Origin of the sequence: Glutamicibacter sp. BW77 (genome assembly GCF_002332285.1) — a bacterium.
GTDB classification, from domain to species: Bacteria; Actinomycetota; Actinomycetes; order Actinomycetales; family Micrococcaceae; genus Glutamicibacter; species Glutamicibacter bergerei.
Genome location: NZ_NRGT01000009.1, coordinates 1 through 15,406, shown reverse-complemented (window position 1 = coordinate 15,406; position 15,406 = coordinate 1). Strand labels below are relative to the sequence as shown.

Annotated in this window: 14 protein-coding genes; 8 read left to right on the top strand and 6 right to left on the bottom strand. The window is 54.0% G+C overall.

From position 1 onward, the window contains the following. Positions 1-373 precede the first annotated feature (373 nt). Complete coding sequence (locus CIK74_RS01120; RefSeq protein WP_096253868.1) at positions 374-766, top strand: DUF3021 family protein; 393 nt, start codon at positions 374-376, stop codon at positions 764-766. Between the two features lie 666 nt (positions 767-1,432). Here the strand turns inward: CIK74_RS01120 and mnmA are convergent. From mnmA to CIK74_RS01105, 3 genes are read right to left on the bottom strand one after another with little or no spacing between them, the layout of a single operon-like run. After that, positions 1,433-2,566 (bottom strand): tRNA 2-thiouridine(34) synthase MnmA, encoded by a 1,134-nt coding sequence (mnmA, locus tag CIK74_RS01115; RefSeq protein ID WP_096253867.1) that lies wholly within the window; start codon positions 2,564-2,566, stop codon positions 1,433-1,435. Next, complete coding sequence (locus CIK74_RS01110) at positions 2,563-3,798, bottom strand: cysteine desulfurase family protein (protein ID WP_096253866.1); 1,236 nt, start codon at positions 3,796-3,798, stop codon at positions 2,563-2,565. Before CIK74_RS01110 ends, mnmA begins: the two co-directional genes overlap by 4 nt. A gap of 27 nt (positions 3,799-3,825) precedes the next feature. Continuing rightward, complete coding sequence (locus CIK74_RS01105; protein WP_096253865.1) at positions 3,826-4,632, bottom strand: hypothetical protein; 807 nt, start codon at positions 4,630-4,632, stop codon at positions 3,826-3,828. A gap of 113 nt (positions 4,633-4,745) precedes the next feature. On the opposite strand from CIK74_RS01105, the gene folP reads away from it, so the two are divergent. After that, a complete protein-coding gene (gene folP, locus CIK74_RS01100) occupies positions 4,746-5,672 on the top strand; it encodes a dihydropteroate synthase (RefSeq protein ID WP_096253864.1) in 927 nt (308 codons plus the stop codon). Positions 5,673-5,681: 9 nt separating this feature from the next. Next, complete coding sequence (locus CIK74_RS01095; RefSeq protein WP_096253863.1) at positions 5,682-6,419, top strand: dihydrofolate reductase family protein; 738 nt, start codon at positions 5,682-5,684, stop codon at positions 6,417-6,419. Here the strand turns inward: CIK74_RS01095 and CIK74_RS01090 are convergent. Beyond that, on the bottom strand, positions 6,394-7,320 hold the full coding sequence (locus CIK74_RS01090) for a diacylglycerol kinase family protein (RefSeq protein WP_141392825.1): 927 nt from the start codon (positions 7,318-7,320) through the stop codon (positions 6,394-6,396). The genes CIK74_RS01095 and CIK74_RS01090 overlap by 26 nt on opposite strands. Before the next feature lie 127 nt (positions 7,321-7,447). Between CIK74_RS01090 and CIK74_RS01085 the strand changes: the two genes are divergently transcribed. The 3 genes from CIK74_RS01085 (at position 7,448) to CIK74_RS01075 (ending at position 9,525) form a co-directional block, all read left to right on the top strand. Then, positions 7,448-8,347, top strand: a complete 900-nt coding sequence (locus CIK74_RS01085) for a J domain-containing protein (RefSeq protein WP_096253861.1) — start codon at positions 7,448-7,450, stop codon at positions 8,345-8,347. Between the two features lie 38 nt (positions 8,348-8,385). Next, positions 8,386-8,847, top strand: coding sequence for a tRNA (cytidine(34)-2'-O)-methyltransferase (locus CIK74_RS01080; RefSeq protein ID WP_096253860.1), 462 nt, complete (start codon positions 8,386-8,388; stop codon positions 8,845-8,847). Positions 8,848-8,970: 123 nt separating this feature from the next. Then, positions 8,971-9,525, top strand: a complete 555-nt coding sequence (locus tag CIK74_RS01075) for an anti-sigma factor (protein ID WP_096253859.1) — start codon at positions 8,971-8,973, stop codon at positions 9,523-9,525. Between the two features lie 105 nt (positions 9,526-9,630). On the opposite strand, the gene CIK74_RS01070 is transcribed toward CIK74_RS01075, so the two are convergent. Continuing rightward, complete coding sequence (locus CIK74_RS01070; RefSeq protein WP_096253869.1) at positions 9,631-10,392, bottom strand: PIG-L deacetylase family protein; 762 nt, start codon at positions 10,390-10,392, stop codon at positions 9,631-9,633. 229 nt (positions 10,393-10,621) lie between these two features. Then, positions 10,622-12,211 carry a trypsin-like peptidase domain-containing protein gene (locus tag CIK74_RS01065; protein WP_240520420.1) on the bottom strand — a complete coding sequence of 530 codons (1,590 nt, stop codon included), beginning with the start codon at positions 12,209-12,211 and terminating at the stop codon, positions 10,622-10,624. A 240-nt stretch (positions 12,212-12,451) separates the two neighbouring features. Between CIK74_RS01065 and CIK74_RS19170 the strand changes: the two genes are divergently transcribed. Together CIK74_RS19170 and CIK74_RS01055 are read left to right on the top strand one after the other, a co-directional pair. After that, positions 12,452-14,518, top strand: coding sequence for a TPM domain-containing protein (locus tag CIK74_RS19170; RefSeq protein WP_096253857.1), 2,067 nt, complete (start codon positions 12,452-12,454; stop codon positions 14,516-14,518). 68 nt (positions 14,519-14,586) lie between these two features. Beyond that, positions 14,587-15,318 carry a PspA/IM30 family protein gene (locus CIK74_RS01055; RefSeq protein WP_096253856.1) on the top strand — a complete coding sequence of 244 codons (732 nt, stop codon included), beginning with the start codon at positions 14,587-14,589 and terminating at the stop codon, positions 15,316-15,318. Positions 15,319-15,406: the final 88 nt, after the last annotated feature.

The window sequence follows — 15,406 nt, the reverse complement described above, 5'->3', positions numbered from 1 at the left end:
CCCGATACGGGGATTTAACAGTTCATTGTCTAAGTAGAGGAAAAGCTGACGTCAATTGCCCCAAAAAAAATCTCACCCTGATCCAGAATGGATCGTTGTATTGAGTTCGGTTCTGAACCATTCGTTCACCCCACATGCCAGGTATCAGTGATCAAAACTTCGAGCTACTACTACCGTTCCTAGCGTGAAGGAGTGTCGCAGTATCACCTGTTCCTAGGCAGATGCCTCTAGGGGCAGGTGTGCCCCGTACAGTAGATCCTTCTTGGCTGACTCGCTGACCAGCAAAAGTAGAAAAATTGTCTTTGGCTGTACTGACATTGAATAGTTACTCAACTTTTCGCATTATTCGTTCCATAAGCAATAGAATCTAGGCATGTCGCCACAACGTCTCGGTCTAATCTTGGCAGGTGTTCCGCTCTTAATCTTGGGGGCCATCGCAGTGATGCTGGCCGTGCAAGGCGACTCCATTAACGCCCGGAGTACGTTCGCGGTGGGGGTGATAATCGCTGCTACAAGTGGCGCTTCTGTGGTTTATCAAGTGGACCGCTGGACACTACAAATCCAGTCTTTGATCCATTTTGGAATCATGCTTTGTACAGTCCTACCCGCACTGTATTTGAGCGGATGGTTCGTTCTTAATGGTCCCTTAGATTACCTGTCGACATTTGGCATATTCTTGATAACCGGAGCTGTACTCTGGACATTTTTTTATCTGATCTTTGGAATCATTCAACCAAGAATCCAAGCCAAACGCCTTCGCAACTAACGTTGCCCCTCATAGTTCCTTAGCCCTCCCAGGACTGGCATTCCTGTTAGATGACCGTTGTCGCACCACGGTACTCAATGAGCGAGGAGTTTGCGTCCAAGGTACTTTTTGATGCTGCTGGAGGGAAGTTCGAAGAAGCTAAAAATGCTTCAAGGCCGCGCTGGTGGCCATCACCCAGAGGTCTCTGCCGCTTCGACAAGGTAATCAACGAACTACCTCATGAACTCCAACGTCGTCTAGGACAACGATCCGTCGAAGCACACCGGCGCCCGTTCTTTTCGGATCCACAGCTGAGCATGCCTGCTCCCAAGCAAGCGAGCCAACAGGACTACCCGGCTAGAGCAATCACATTTTCTTTTTGAGAATTGTTGGAGACTATAAGGCACGGGCATCTTAGGCCTGTATCCAAACGCTTTGGACCGGTATCACGGGCGACAAACAGGAGCGACAAATCCAGCACGTACTGCGTACTCGCTGTGCGCAGGAAACCGCCTACAAGCAAGGATTGCTCCGGAGATCCGGTCCCTATCCCAAACGCTTTCGACACCGGCGCTCCGCTTCACGAAGCAGAACTATGGAACATCAAAACCTCACGCAGGTCATGAAAAAACGCCTCGGAGCAGTGAAATTATTTCGCTGCTCCGAGGCGTCTATCCTTACTAAAACCTAGCTGACCTTGCTCGAATCCCATGAGGTAGACCGGGCTTTGTCGATGGTGGCCTGGCCCAGCACACGAGTACCTTGGTAAACCACCATGGTTTGTCCAGGTGCCACTCCACGCATGCCTTCGGGCAGCCGGACTACCAAGACGTCAGATCCTTCGCTACGCTCCATGTGTGCCTTGGCATCCACCGGATCGCCATGGGCGCGAACCTGCACCATGCAATCGAATTCTTCGCCAGTGATGATCTCCGGAATCGGAACCCCTGCCCAGGAGATGCGAATACCGCGCAGCTCGTCAACGGAGAGTAAAGCCTCTGGCCCCACGATCACCTTGTTGTCCTTGGGACGGATTTCCAGCACGAAACGAGGCTTGCCATCAGCTGCTGGCCGGCCCAAGCGAAGCCCCTTACGCTGACCAACGGTGAAGGCTTGCGCGCCACCGTGCTCACCCAGCTGGTTACCGTCTTGATCAACGATCTCGCCTGGCTTCATGTCGATACGCTCGGCCAACCAGCCGCGGGTATCACCATCAGGAATGAAACAAATATCGTAGCTGTCTGGCTTATTCGCCACAGTCAGACCGCGAGCGGCCGCCTCGGCGCGAACTTCGGCCTTCGAAGGCGTTTCAGCCAGCGGGAACATGCAATGATCTAACTGCTCATGGGTGAGCACACCAAGTACGTAGGACTGGTCCTTCGCCCAATCGGCGGCGCGGTGCAATTCTGGGTTGCCTTCCGTATCGCGCAAGACCTTGGCATAGTGACCGGTGCATACCGCGTCAAAGCCTAAGGCGAGTGCCTTTTCCAGCAGTGCGGCAAACTTGATCTTCTCATTACACCGCATACAAGGGTTTGGCGTGCGTCCAGCTTCATACTCATCAACGAAGTCCTGGACTACGTCTTCGGCAAAACGATCCGAAAAGTCCCAAACGTAGTATGGGATCCCTAGTTTGTCGCAGGCACGCCATGCGTCATTGGAGTCCTCCAACGTGCAACAGCCACGTGAGCCGGTGCGCAAAGTTCCGGGCATGCGAGAGAGCGCTAGGTGGACGCCAACCACGTCGTGACCGGCTTCAACCGCACGTGCTGCGGCTACCGCCGAATCGACGCCACCGGACATCGCTGCTAGTACCTTCATCTTGTAAAACCCGTCCCTGCTGTGTGAATACTGCTTTCGTCTGCCGCCATACCGGCTTTCTTAGCCCGTTGATAGGCATCTGGCAGAGCTTCTAAAAGTATGTCAACGTCTTTATGCGTTGTTCTATGCCCCAAAGTGAAGCGTTGCACACTTCGGGCACTGCGCGCATCCCGGCCCATGGCCACCAAGACGTGCGATGGTTGCGGTACTCCTGCGGTGCAGGCTGAACCGGTAGACGAGGCAATTCCCACCATGTCTAAGAGAAATAGCAAGGAATCGCCCTCGCACTCGGGAAAAGTGAAATGCAGATTTCCTGGAAGTCGCAGACCTGCATTGTCTTCATCTCGTGGACCATTGAGCACCGCGTCGGGAACAAGCCGGGTAATATTTTGGACCGCGTATTCGCGAAGCTCACTCAATCGCGCGCTTTCTGCCGCCAATGTCTCATGGACCGCAGTAGCGGCCGCCGCAAACCCCGCCGCGGCCACGGCGTTCAACGTTCCTGAACGGAGTTTGCGTTCATGTCCGCCACCGTGCTGGACCGGCATCAGTACTACGTCACGGCGCACAAAGAGCGCTCCGATTCCTACCGGACCACCAATTTTATGGGCGCTAACCGCCATGGTAGCCAAACCACTGGTAGCAAAATTTGTGGGTACGGAGTCAAAAGCCTGCACCGCGTCGCTATGCACTGGGATGCCATATTTTGCGGCAAGCGCGGTGAAAGCAACTACCGGTTGGATAGCACCTACCTCGTTGTTGGCCCACATGATGGTCCCCAGAGCGATTCGCTCATGGTGTTCCTCGATAAGCTCCTTCGCCGCTTGCAGATCAAGCACCCCATCGGCGTCCACCGGCATCCATAAAGCCGTGGCATCTTCATGAGCTTCTAGCCATGAGACGGTATCGAGCACCGCGTGATGTTCGATTCCGGCAACCAGGATACTGCGTGCTAGCGGATTCTTCGCAGTCCGGTTCCAGAACAGGCCTTTGAGCGCCAAGTTATCCGATTCGGTTCCACCGGAGGTGAAGATCAGTTCTGTGGGGTGTGCACCGGCAACCTTCGCGATGGCAGTGCGCGCCTCGTCCACTACACGGTTAGCCCGGCGACCGGCCCCATGAAGCGAGGAGGGGTTTCCGGTTTGCGAAAATTGCTCGGTCATAGCCGACAACGCCGCTGGGTTCAGGTCGGTAGTTGCCGCGTGATCTAGGTATACCGCGGAGTTGTTCATCGTTTTAATGGTACGAGCTTTCCCTACCTAGTTTGAATGGCCAATGCGTGTGAATTGCCCGACTTCAATGGCTTCCAGTGCAGGGTCTTGCAAAATAGCTTCAATAAGTTGAGCCGAGCCACCGATCAGTGTGCAGTCGTCATAGGGCTCGGTGGAAAGCATCCAACTGTGGTCTTGCGGAAAGACCAAGGATGGGCGCTGACGCTGCTCGCCATCTGCCGTTGTGGCCCACACCGGGTTAGCCAGAAATTCGCCGTCTACTTCGAAAAGTCGATAATTTCGGTAGCCTCCACCGAGTTCTAATGCGGGAGTTGCCAAAACGTCTGCTGTAAACGCTGGACGTTGTGCCTCGGCGAGCGCTGCAGCTTCGGCGGCCCGGTTCTCTTCTTCGCTGAGCTCTAGGTCATCCTCATAATCAATCTGGATACGTTCCCCACCCTCGATAAAGGCATAACCACTCCACAACCCAGCGACAAAGTAATCTTTGGTGTTGGTGGCGCTCAGGATCTTGACCAGTGCCTGCCACTGTTCAACAGGTAGTTCGTCAACCGGCAGGTCAGTTTCTTCCCAAGCATCTTCGGTGGCTGGATTTCCCTGGGCATCCCAACCGGCAATGGTTTCAAAGAGATCTGCGGCGGTGAAAATGTGGCCGCGACTATTGGCAACAGTCCCCCAGCGCACTGCCTGATCATCTTCGTCATAGGCCGGATGGAGGATCCGCGCGTATCGTTCATAGCCGACCGGGATCTGTGCGACTACTGTCAATGGATCGGCGGTGGCGCAGGAATCAACGATCCATTGACCCTGAGTGGCTGAGACATGGGAAAACTGCATGTTACAAGCTTAACCAGCAACAGCTCATATCCCGCATCGGTGATGCGTCCAGTGATATGAATGGAGGAAGCAAAGCTCAGCGGCGCGTCCGCGGATCGAGGGAGACCAGCTCAATGTTTATGCCCGAACTCAAGGTTCCGGTTCACCACTTTTCGCGTCGAAGCATCAACTTTGCACGCGAAATCGCGGTGATGGCAGTGATCAACCGCACTCCTGATTCGTTCTACGATGCCGGATCTACCTTCGGTTTGGATGCGGCGGTGTCCTCAGCGTTGCAGGCTGTCCAGGCTGGTGCACACTGGGTGGACATTGGTGGGGTGCCTTTCTCCCCCGGACCAGAATTACCTTGGCAAGAAGAAGCTGAGCGCATCGTCCCGGTGATTCGGGCTGTACGCGAGCACAGTGATGTGGTGATTTCTGCCGACACCTTCTTACCAGAGGTTGCCCAAGCAGCCATTGACGCCGGAGCCGATGCCATCAACGACACCACGGGACTGGCTTATCCGCAGCTGGCCGAGGTAGTTGCGCGGAACAATGTTCATTTAGTGCTGACCCACTCCCTAGCCAAGCCACGCACCATCTACCCACATCCGCATTATCAAGATGTGGTAGCGGAGGTACGCGATTACCTAGAACAAAAAGTTCAGCTGGCTTTGGACGCCGGCATCGATGCGTCAAAGATCATTATTGACCCGGGCCATGATCTAAACAAGAACACTCGGCACACCTTGGATATCACCGCGAATTTCGAAGCGATTGCCGCGTTGGGCTATCCGGCGCTTGCGGCGGTTTCAAATAAGGACTTCATCGGTGAAACTCTTGACCTGCCAAAGCCTGAGCGTTTAGTCGGCTCAATGGTGGCGGCCACCATGTGCATTATGGGTGGGGCAAGAATCATTAGGATGCATAATATCGTCGAGTCGGTTCAGACGGTCCGGCTGATCGAAGCAGCTCAAGGCTGGCGCGACCCTGCGTACCAAATTCATAATATGGGCGAGGTTAATCCACCGGCTCATCCAGAACGAGAAACCAGCAGATAGGATCACCCCTTGCGTTCACTGCTTCCTGAATCATTGCCCATAGTTGACGATGCGCATCTCTTAGAGCGGTATGCCACATCGCAACGTCCGTTCATCCGGTTTAATTTTATCTCCAGCGTGGATGGAAGTGCACAGCGTGAGGGACTATCTGGAGGTTTGGGCAGTCCCGGCGATAAGCGCATCTTCGGTTTACTTCGTCGCTTAGCCGATGTCATCGTCGTCGGTGCCGGAACTGTACGTGCCGAAGGCTACGCAGGAGATCTGGTTAGTGCCGAGGACATTGCGTGGCGAGAAGCGCGCGGGATGTCGGCTCAGCCGGTGTTAGCCATCGTTTCGCATGGGCTACATCTGAAGCCGGATAACGAAGTCTTCACGCTCAGCCCGGTGCCGGTATTGCTCTTTACCAGCGCAGAGATTACGCCGGAGCACCGTGCGCAATTCCCCGCACAGGTTGAAGTTATTGAAGTTGCTGAAGTGAATGAAGGCTGCGACCCCCACCAAATCGTTGAAATCCTCACCTCTAGGGGACTTGAATTCATCCATGCCGAGGGTGGTCCGCATTTGCTGGGCCAGTTCATCGCAGCAGACCGTCTCGATTCGTTGTGCGTGAGTTTTTCCCCCATGGTGCTCGCCGGTTCCGGTCAAAGGATCGCCCATGGCACACAGGAAGCGGTCCGGCACTTACGCTTACATTCGTTATGTGAAGAAGATTCGATGCTCTTTAGCGACTATCGGCGCCGGGAATAAGCAAGAGCGCATGATGTAGCACCGAGAGTTCAAAATCTCCGTGCCCAAGGAGCTCGCCATCCGCATAGCTGGCTTCCGTAGTTTGCACGTTGACCTGTGAGCTGCGAGCAATTTCTCGGTACGGATGCTTTCTGCCGCAGAGTATATGTCCTACGTACGGCAACACCTTATGTAATCGGTTTCCGCTCACCAAGGAGATATCCGCTAGCCCATCGGTGTAATCCGCTTGGGGGAACAAGGTGATCCCGCCACCTACCGAGCGAATATTGGCAATGCTGGCTGCATAGATTTGCCCTCGGAAGTCGAATTCTTCGCTGTGCACCACGGTCCGGTGAGGTTGCAACTTCGGTAGGCTGAGCACCAATCCGACCAGATAACGCAGGGCACCGAGGCTTCGCGGCAATTCATTGGCTCGTCCATTTACCAAGCCTTCAAAGCCCCACGACACAGCACCGATGGCAAGCTTGGTCTGCGAATCTTGGTTGGCATATTTCAGTTCAAGCAAATCTACTGGCCTTGCTTCGATTCCTCCGGTCAGGAAACGAACAACGTCCTGTAGCGTTTGCTCGACCGTCCGGGCCGATGACATTCTCCAGGTGTCGTTTCCGCTGCCGGCTGGCACGATCCCCATGGGAGTGCGTGTCCGGGCCAAATGCTTGATCACATGGTGGATCAGTCCATCCCCGCCAATAACGACTACGGCGTCGGCTTGGCCAAGCGCTTCACCAAGCGCACTGCCCGAAATCTTCGAAGTATCTAACCTTCGCGGACGCAATCCCAAGGAGAAAAGCAGTGTTTCAAGTTCGGTGACGCGACGCGCGCCCAGCCCCTTACCTGAATTGGGATGAAAGACGAGGTGGATACGCTGATATTCAGCCGGTGGGACCATAAGTATAGACAATACCCAGCAAACATCATGGTACGAAAAAGCTGACTACTATTAGTGGAAGCTAAAATGTTCTAATGGGGTTTTGATCCAATGACATCGGTCGTGGAAAACGCCCCATTTGAGAGGAAATATCCGCATCATGAGTTCGCCGAGCCCCTACGAAATTCTTGGCGTGCCTCAGAGTGCAAGCCTTGAAGATATCAAGATCGCGTATCGCAAAGCGGCTCGTGCTTCTCACCCCGATTTAGGTGGCAGTGAGGAGCAATTCAAAACGGTCCAGCAGGCCTATCAGATCCTTTCAGATGAGCATGGCAATGCTAAGTTTGAAAAGTCTTTTCAGGCTCCTGGTCAAGCACCACGGGCAGGTACCACTTCACGCGCCTATGATGAGAAACTGCGTACCTCTCCTCAGCATCCCAAAGCGCAGTTGGCAACTGAGTATGAACCTCGGCTCGATGATGCTTCGTTTACATTGCTTGATAGAGCTCGCTCAATCCAACGAGTTCATGGTGAACCGCGTAAGCGAGGATTGTTTAGTTCCCGGTCGCGGATGTCTCGGGAGACGCACACCATCAACTTGTTGACCAAAAACGTACTCAACATCCTTCCCGCTGCACGTTTAGTCAACGGACTCAACGCCCCGGGTGGTGGACACTTCGACCACGTGTTGGTTGCCGGCTATCGCATGGCGGTGCTCAATACGATGACTCTGCCTGAAGGCTACTACGCCTTTGATGGCAACGTCTTACGCCATGGAAATAAGATGACGCAGCCGCCGGCATTGAATATCACCGGCATGCAGCGCTCCTTCATGCAGATGAACGTCGTGGCTTTTACTTTGGTACTTGCTGGCAACGGAAACCCTCATGAGCCGGTCATTGAATATCACCGCCGGGCAGATCCTACGTTATCCTCCAGTCCGAACGTGTTGAACGCTGCTGGACTGATTCGTGAGTTGAAACTTTTCCTCGGATCGGGCCCTTCACCGAACATTGTTGATCGTCCGGTACTTGCTCGACTCCTCGACAGAATGTACTGATACCAGTTTTCTGGCACTTAGAGCTTAAACTGGTTGATGTGTTCCGTATTCTTTTTAATGCTCCCGAAATTCCTGGCAACTCCGGTAATGCCATCCGTCTAGCTGCCATCACTGGCGCCGAGCTTCATTTGGTCAAGCCCCTAGGCTTCAACTTTGAAGATGCCAATCTCCGACGTGCCGGCTTGGACTATCATGATCTTGCGGTGGTTACCGTGCATGAAAATCTTGATGCGGCTTTTGAAGCCCTAGGTGAGGGCCGCGTTTTCGCATTCACCTCTGAGGGCAACACGATGTACACAGATGTGGCATATGACCCCAGTGACATTCTCATGTTCGGCAAAGAATCAGTGGGACTCAGCGCCGAAGACAAGGCGCACCAGCGAGTGACTGACCTGGTTCGACTCCCCATGCTTCCCGGGCGACGATCATTGAACCTAGCCAATACTGCTTCCGTTGTAGCCTATGAAGCCTGGCGCCAACATGGGTTTGCCGGAGCTTAAAATACCAGCACCACCCGGTCTAGTACACAGCTTTACCCAATCTTTATAAAGTAAGCTTTTGAGTATGTTCGCTTTGGCGAGCATGACAAAAAGACCGACAACTTCTCGGGAGATTCCAAAACAATGAACCGTAGCCCTTCGCAGCACAGCGACGAGCCTCAGGACGAAAATCTAGGTCTGGACCTGGTCAGTCAAGTGGCCCAGAGCTCCCGTGCCGAACGGCGCGTCCGGCCAAAACGCTGGATCTTTGCACTAATCGGTCTGATCATCGTAGTCGTCTTGGCGTTAGTAACGTTCTCCCTGCTCAATGGGGGAACCAAGGCTACTAAGGCCACCAAAGCTTCTGATGTTGTCAGTCAGACCGTTGATTTGCGCAGTGGCGGTCAAGCGACAATCAGCACCTCAAAGCAAGAGAACGCTTTGGGCGTTGAGCTGTCCTCGCTACCAGCACTTGATTCGTCAGAACAGTACGTGGTGTGGGCCATTCTTGAAGAAGGTGGCATCAGCGTGGTAACCAAGACCACTGGTGAAGACGTCAAGGGTGGCTTGTCCCCCATCGATGATGTCGTCGCCGTACACATCACCGTAGAAGGCTCCGAAGTTCCAGCATCACCCTCGGAAGAAACCGAAGCCTCTGTTGACTTGCCGCTGAACCAAGCTGAACAGCCACAAGAGTAACGATCTCTCGTTGAGTTACTGAGAGCTCATACAAAACTTCAGACGATTAAGGCGCTGGTTCCCGGAAGGGAACCAGCGCCTCAATGTTTAAACCGGCAATCTACCTTAGAAGCCAGCGATCGTGTCGTCAGCATTGACTGCTACCAAATGGAAAGCTTCAGCCAGTGACCCTACTGGCTTTTTTCCACGCTCTGCATTCGCCTGGCATTGTTCTAAGACGAACTTCTCCATGGCGCCAACATCTGGATGTTGGGTGAAGTGGGCTCTCAAGGCATCCATCTTTGACTCAAAAAAGTTGCTGATATCCATGAAGGCATTTTCACGTTCCCTCGGAGCCCCATAGAACCAAAGCCACGGCACTTTATAGGCCTGCAGACCTTCTTCAGCTATAAGCTCCGGATAAGAGAAGGGGTTTTCCACGGCTGGGTAAATAGCACGCGTTACCGCTTCACCACAGGCAAGGTGATCGGGATGTGAGCGTTGTATCCGATCCCAGTTGCGTTCGGGATGCATGGCCATGACAATCTGCGGCTTAAACTGGCGGATTAGGCGGACAACTTGGCGCATCACGTGGTGGCTAGGTTCTAGGAACCCGTCGCGTTCACCTAAAAAGTGCACCGTGCTCACGCCCACCCGAGCGGCGGCAACACGTTGTTCTTCATGTCGCAAGCGAACCGTTTCGGCCGGATCCCGGTCATCAAAACCGCCAGCGTCTCCGTCGGTCATTATGCAATATTGCACTTCAATACCAGCTGCGGTCATGGCCGCGACCGTACCGGCAGCACCAAAATCTAGGTCATCGGGGTGTGCAGCAAATGCCAACACTCGCTGAGTTGCCGGGTTTATGAAGTCATTAGGATCAAGCATGCGTCGCATCGTCACATTTCTGAGGCTGCCTTGGGCAGGATAATTTTAGGGTTCTTATAGCTTCGGAGTTGCATCAAGCATGATTGCTTCACTAAGTGTTTCTCCGCGCTCCGCCTACTATCGTATCGATATCGGCCAATGACTTCGATTTTAAGGCAGAAAATATGGTGTGATGCGCTTGTTCTCTGCACCACACCATATTTAGTAGCTTGCCGTGTACCTGATTGGGCTACTTCAGTGAGCCGACTTCTACGCTCACCTTGTGTTCAGCGCCATTACGGGTATAAGTAATATCGGTTTTACCGCCAGCTGGTACTTCACGAATGGCAGCAGTCAAGGTCTGAGAATCTTGAAGGGCTCGTCCGTTGACACCTGTGATGATGTCGCCGGACTTCAGCCCTGCTTTTTCGGCAGCTGAGTTCGGTGAAATTTCCTGGATTGCTGCGCCTACGCTGAACTGGGAGGCATCAGAACCGGTGGAGGCCGCTTGGGCTTGCACCGTTGCTCCCAGGAGACCGTGGGTTGCCGAGCCATTGGCAATTATCTCGTTGGCGATGCGCTGTGCGTAATCGATGGGTATCGCAAAGCCAACACCGATTGAACCTGATTCTGCCCCACCGGAACCGCTGGACGCGATCGCCACGTTCACGCCAATAATTTCGCCCTTGTCGTTGACTAGTGCGCCGCCCGAGTTGCCGTGGTTAATCGCGGCGTCTGTCTGCATGACGTTAATGTAGATCGACCCTTGGCTGGATTGATTATCTTGTTTAGGCATCCCTGGGAACTCGAAGTTGTACTGGCTGTCACCGCCACCATTGCCATCGCTTTGTGCGTTTTCCTTCGGCACTGCCGAGGAAGCCACCGAGATGGTGCGGTTAAGTGTGGAAATAATGCCGTCGGTTACCGTACCGCTCAGCCCAAGAGGTGCACCGATGGCCACCGCGGTGTCGCCAACGTTAAGTGCCGAGGACTTGCCAAGAGTTGCCGGGACAAGGTTTGACGCATCAATCTTGATCACTGCCAAATCTGAGAGTGGATCGGTACCCACCAGCTTTGCTTGGTGCACCTTTCCATCACTCAGGCGGACGCTCAGGGTTGGATTGGCAGTTTCTCCACCAAGAGTCACGACGTGAGTGTTGGTAAGGATATGACCTTCAGTATCAAGGATAATTCCTGAGCCCGATCCCCCGCTGCCATTGCCCGAGGCCTCGATGGTCACCACGCTCGGCGAAGCCTTTGCCGCTGCAGCAGTTACCGCAGTGACGGACTCAGGATTGTTGATGACCACGCCATTTTGGGGCGTCTGCACCGAAGTGCTGCTGGCGTTGCCGCCATCATTCATGAAATACGTGGTTCCAGCCGCTGTCACGCCACCAATTAAAGCTGCAGCGACCATTCCGGCAATTAAGGTACTGCCAGCAAACTTCTTCTTCGGCGCACGCTCAGGCGGTACTGGATAGTTTGAGTGTTGGTCAGAGTGCCCATATCCTGCTGCACCATAAGGTGACCCAGTAGCTGCTGAATGGTGTTGCTCTGAGGCCTGTCCATAGACGCTTGTCGCAGGCTGCGGTTCAACGTGATTTGCCGGGCGAGCATACACATCGGTCGGCTGATCACTTGCGTTACCACTGTCGCTGACGCGCTCATGATTGCGAGTTGGCTCGACATATGAAATCGGTGTGGTTTCAGGACTCTGAGGTGTACCGTCGGAGGGAGCGACGCGTGGCTCTTGAGCATGATTCGGGGTTTGACCGATATCTTCGGGCTGCTCGGGTTGGCCCAAGTCGTTGTTTCGTGGTTCATCTGGTGACTGGCTCATCGTCATACCTCTTTCAAATATCGTATCTCTTGAGTTTTATTATTCACGGTCGAACTGTGGCGGTTGAGAGGGATAACTTAGCGCTGGCTGTGAGTTAACTATTCTCGCAGCTGAATAGCATGGACGCTGGCATGCGCGCCAAATAGAATCAAATTGAGCTAACAAAGTAATCGTAGGTAAAAGCGGTTGGACGAGTGGCTGTTTTATTCGTTCGAATCAGCAATTCAGGTGAGGACGACAATGATTTCCAAAGCGCGGCGAATAACTGCTGCAGCATTAACGGTGGTGGCATTATCACTGGGAGCATCAGCACCAGCTTTTGCAGAACCCCCTGTCACCATCCCACCTGGGGACTTTGTTGTCGACAACGCCCAGGTACTCGGTGGCAATGAAAGTAAACTCGAAAACGACATTAAGACACTTCGTGATGACACTGGCATTAGCCTGTTCATCGTTTACGTTGACGAGTTTACCTCCCCTTCAAACCCGGGCCAATGGCTTGAACAAGTTGCTGCGAATAAGAATATGGGCAGTTCCGACGCTATCTTGGTGGTAGCAACCAAACAGCGTCAGGCAAACTTTGCCGGACATCAAAATGGTCCGCTTTCCGCTTACACCCAAGAAATCTATTCGAAGCAGATCTCCCCAGCCCTCGCGAAGAAAGATTGGTCGGGCGTCGCTGAAGGCGCAATTGAAGGTATCGCAAATGTTGCTGATGGTGGCAGTGCCACCAGTTCGTCAAGCTCCGGCGGTGGCGTTTTCTGGGTTCTTCTCATTATTGGCGGCGTAGCTGTAGCCGGCTATGTCATTCTTTCGCGCCGAAGCAAGAAAAAGACTAACCAAATCCCTCAAGGAAACCCAAGCACTGGGCAACCCCAGCAGCTTGAGTCATTGGAGAGCCTGCGACTGCGAGCGGACCAATTACTTGTTGCCGCCGATGATTCAATTCGTTCTTCCGAGCAGGAACTAGGATTTGCTGAAGCTCAATATGGTGCAGACTCGGTCAAGGTTTTCTCCGAGGACCTGGCCGAAGCCAAAACACACCTAGTGGAATCCTTCCGCCTGCAACAACAACTTGACGATCACATTCCCGACACCGAGGAAGATCAGCGCTCCTGGCTCGGCGAAATCATCAACCGATGCGGTCAAGTTAACGACACCTTGCAAAAGCACGCCAGTGAATTCAAAGATCTACGTCAGCTAGAGCAAAACGCTGAGACTCGAATTGAAGAAGTCGCCGCCGAGAAAGAACCTCTTGCGCAGCAACTTTCACAGCGAGTCTCCGAGCTTGAGGTGCTGACGACGAAGTATGAAGACAGTGCGGTCTCACAGATCACCGATAACGCCGAGCAGGCCTCGGAACGACTGACCTTTGCGGTGTCATCGCTGAAGCAGGCACGTGAAAAGCTCGGCAGCGACCGTGCACATGCTGCCCTGTTGATTCAGAATGCTGAAGAAGCCCATGATCAGGCTGAAGTCCTGCTGGAAGCAATCAGTAAGTCCGCGTCGGCTCTTCGTCAAGCAGACAATGATTTGGAATCAGCTGTTGCCACGGCTGCCCGGGACCTCGCGCAGGCTAAAGCCCTTGTCGCTAACGGTTCACAGCCTAATCTGGCAGGTCCCATCGCCGGGGTCGAAAGCACCCTGTCAATGATTCAACAAGCACTACGCGCAGATAAGCATGATCCGCTGGCATTGATCTCGGCGCTCGATGATTCTACTACTCCCTTGGCTTCTGCCTTGGGAACGCTTCGCGATCGCGCTCAGCAGGATCAAGCCGCTCGTGATCAGCTGCAGTCATTGCTTAATACCGCCGCTTCGCGGATCCAAGGCACCGAAGATTACATACGTGCGCGTCGTGGTGGCGTCCGCTCTTCGGCACGTACCCGCCTAGCTGAAGCACAGCGCGCCTACGATCAGGCGCTGTCCTTGGCATCGCAGAATCCCTCTGAGGCGGTTGCTTCAGCACAGCGTGCCAGCCAACTTGCTGATCAGGCTGCTCGCATGGCCGAACAAGACGTCAATGGCTTTGGTGGTGACGGTGGGTTAGGTAACTTTGGAGGTTCCAACCGCGGTCGTGGAGGCATGTTCGACGGAATTGGTGGCGCCGTTCTTGGAGGCATTCTCATCGATTCGATCCTCGGCGGAGGAAACCGCGGAGGTGGAAACCATGATGGCGGCGACGGTGGATTCTTCGGCGGAGGCGGCTTCGGTGGCTTCGGTGGAGGCGGCGGAGGTTTCGGTGGCGGATTTGGCGGCGGCGGAGGTGGTGGAGGCTTCGGCGGAGGTGCCGGCGGCAGTTTCTAGAGTTACGCGGTTTTATCTCAGTAGTACGCAAATTTCAGCAATACTATTTCGTATAGAAAGGTCTACACATGACCAAGCAATCACTTTTCGGACGCGTTGCCCAGCTCGCAAAGGCCAACATCAACTCGATCCTGGATTCTGCCGAAGATCCAGAGAAGATGATGGATCAGATGGTTCGCGACTACACAGACAACATTGCAGAAGCTGAACAGGCTGTCGCCCAGACCATCGGTAACCTGCGGATGTTGGAAGACGACTACCGCGAAGATGAGCAAGCAGCTGGCGACTGGGGAACCAAAGCCCTGGCTGCCTCGAATAAGGCTGACGAATTCCGCAGCGCAAACGATGCGGACAACGCCGGGAAATTCGACAATTTGGCTAAGGTCGCAATTCAGCGTCAGATGCAGGCTGAAAGCGAGATGAAAACCGCTAATCCGACCATCGCCTCGCAGCGCGAAATCGTTGAGAAGCTGAAAACCGGCCTGAACCAGATGAAGGAAAAGCGCAACGAACTGGTCAGCAAGCGCGACGAACTCGTTGCTCGTGCTAAGTCTGCAAACGCGCAGAACCAGGTCAACGAGGCCGTCAAGTCCGTGAATATGATGGATCCGACCAGCGAGATCAGCCGATTTGAGGAAAAGATCCGCCGTGAAGAAGCTAAGGTGCGAGGTGCGTCGGAGTTGGCCTCGTCCAGTCTGGACGCTCAGTTTGAGTCGTTGGAAGACCTCGGTGAGCAGACCGAGGTAGAGGCGCGACTGGCGGCTTTGAAGGCTAATCAGACCGGGGCGTTGGAGAGCTAGACTCCCTACTTGGCAATAGGCGCCGGATTTGTTCATCGTGAACAGATCCGGCGCCTATTATTTGCTCAAAATTAAAAGCTTAAACCAA

Excerpts from the sequence above, each read along its gene's own strand:
- CIK74_RS01120 (WP_096253868.1), top strand. The coding sequence starts at position 374 with ATGTCGCCACAACGTCTCGGTCTAATCTTGGCAGGTGTTCCGCTCTTA.
- mnmA (WP_096253867.1), bottom strand. The coding sequence starts at position 2,566 with ATGAAGGTACTAGCAGCGATGTCCGGTGGCGTCGATTCGGCGGTAGCC.
- CIK74_RS01110 (WP_096253866.1), bottom strand. The coding sequence starts at position 3,798 with ATGAACAACTCCGCGGTATACCTAGATCACGCGGCAACTACCGACCTG.
- CIK74_RS01105 (WP_096253865.1), bottom strand. The coding sequence starts at position 4,632 with ATGCAGTTTTCCCATGTCTCAGCCACTCAGGGTCAATGGATCGTTGAT.
- folP (WP_096253864.1), top strand. The coding sequence starts at position 4,746 with ATGTTTATGCCCGAACTCAAGGTTCCGGTTCACCACTTTTCGCGTCGA.
- CIK74_RS01085 (WP_096253861.1), top strand. The coding sequence starts at position 7,448 with ATGAGTTCGCCGAGCCCCTACGAAATTCTTGGCGTGCCTCAGAGTGCA.
- CIK74_RS01075 (WP_096253859.1), top strand. The coding sequence starts at position 8,971 with ATGAACCGTAGCCCTTCGCAGCACAGCGACGAGCCTCAGGACGAAAAT.
- CIK74_RS01070 (WP_096253869.1), bottom strand. The coding sequence starts at position 10,392 with ATGCTTGATCCTAATGACTTCATAAACCCGGCAACTCAGCGAGTGTTG.
- CIK74_RS01065 (WP_240520420.1), bottom strand. The coding sequence starts at position 12,211 with ATGAGCCAGTCACCAGATGAACCACGAAACAACGACTTGGGCCAACCC.
- CIK74_RS19170 (WP_096253857.1), top strand. The coding sequence starts at position 12,452 with ATGATTTCCAAAGCGCGGCGAATAACTGCTGCAGCATTAACGGTGGTG.
- CIK74_RS01055 (WP_096253856.1), top strand. The coding sequence starts at position 14,587 with ATGACCAAGCAATCACTTTTCGGACGCGTTGCCCAGCTCGCAAAGGCC.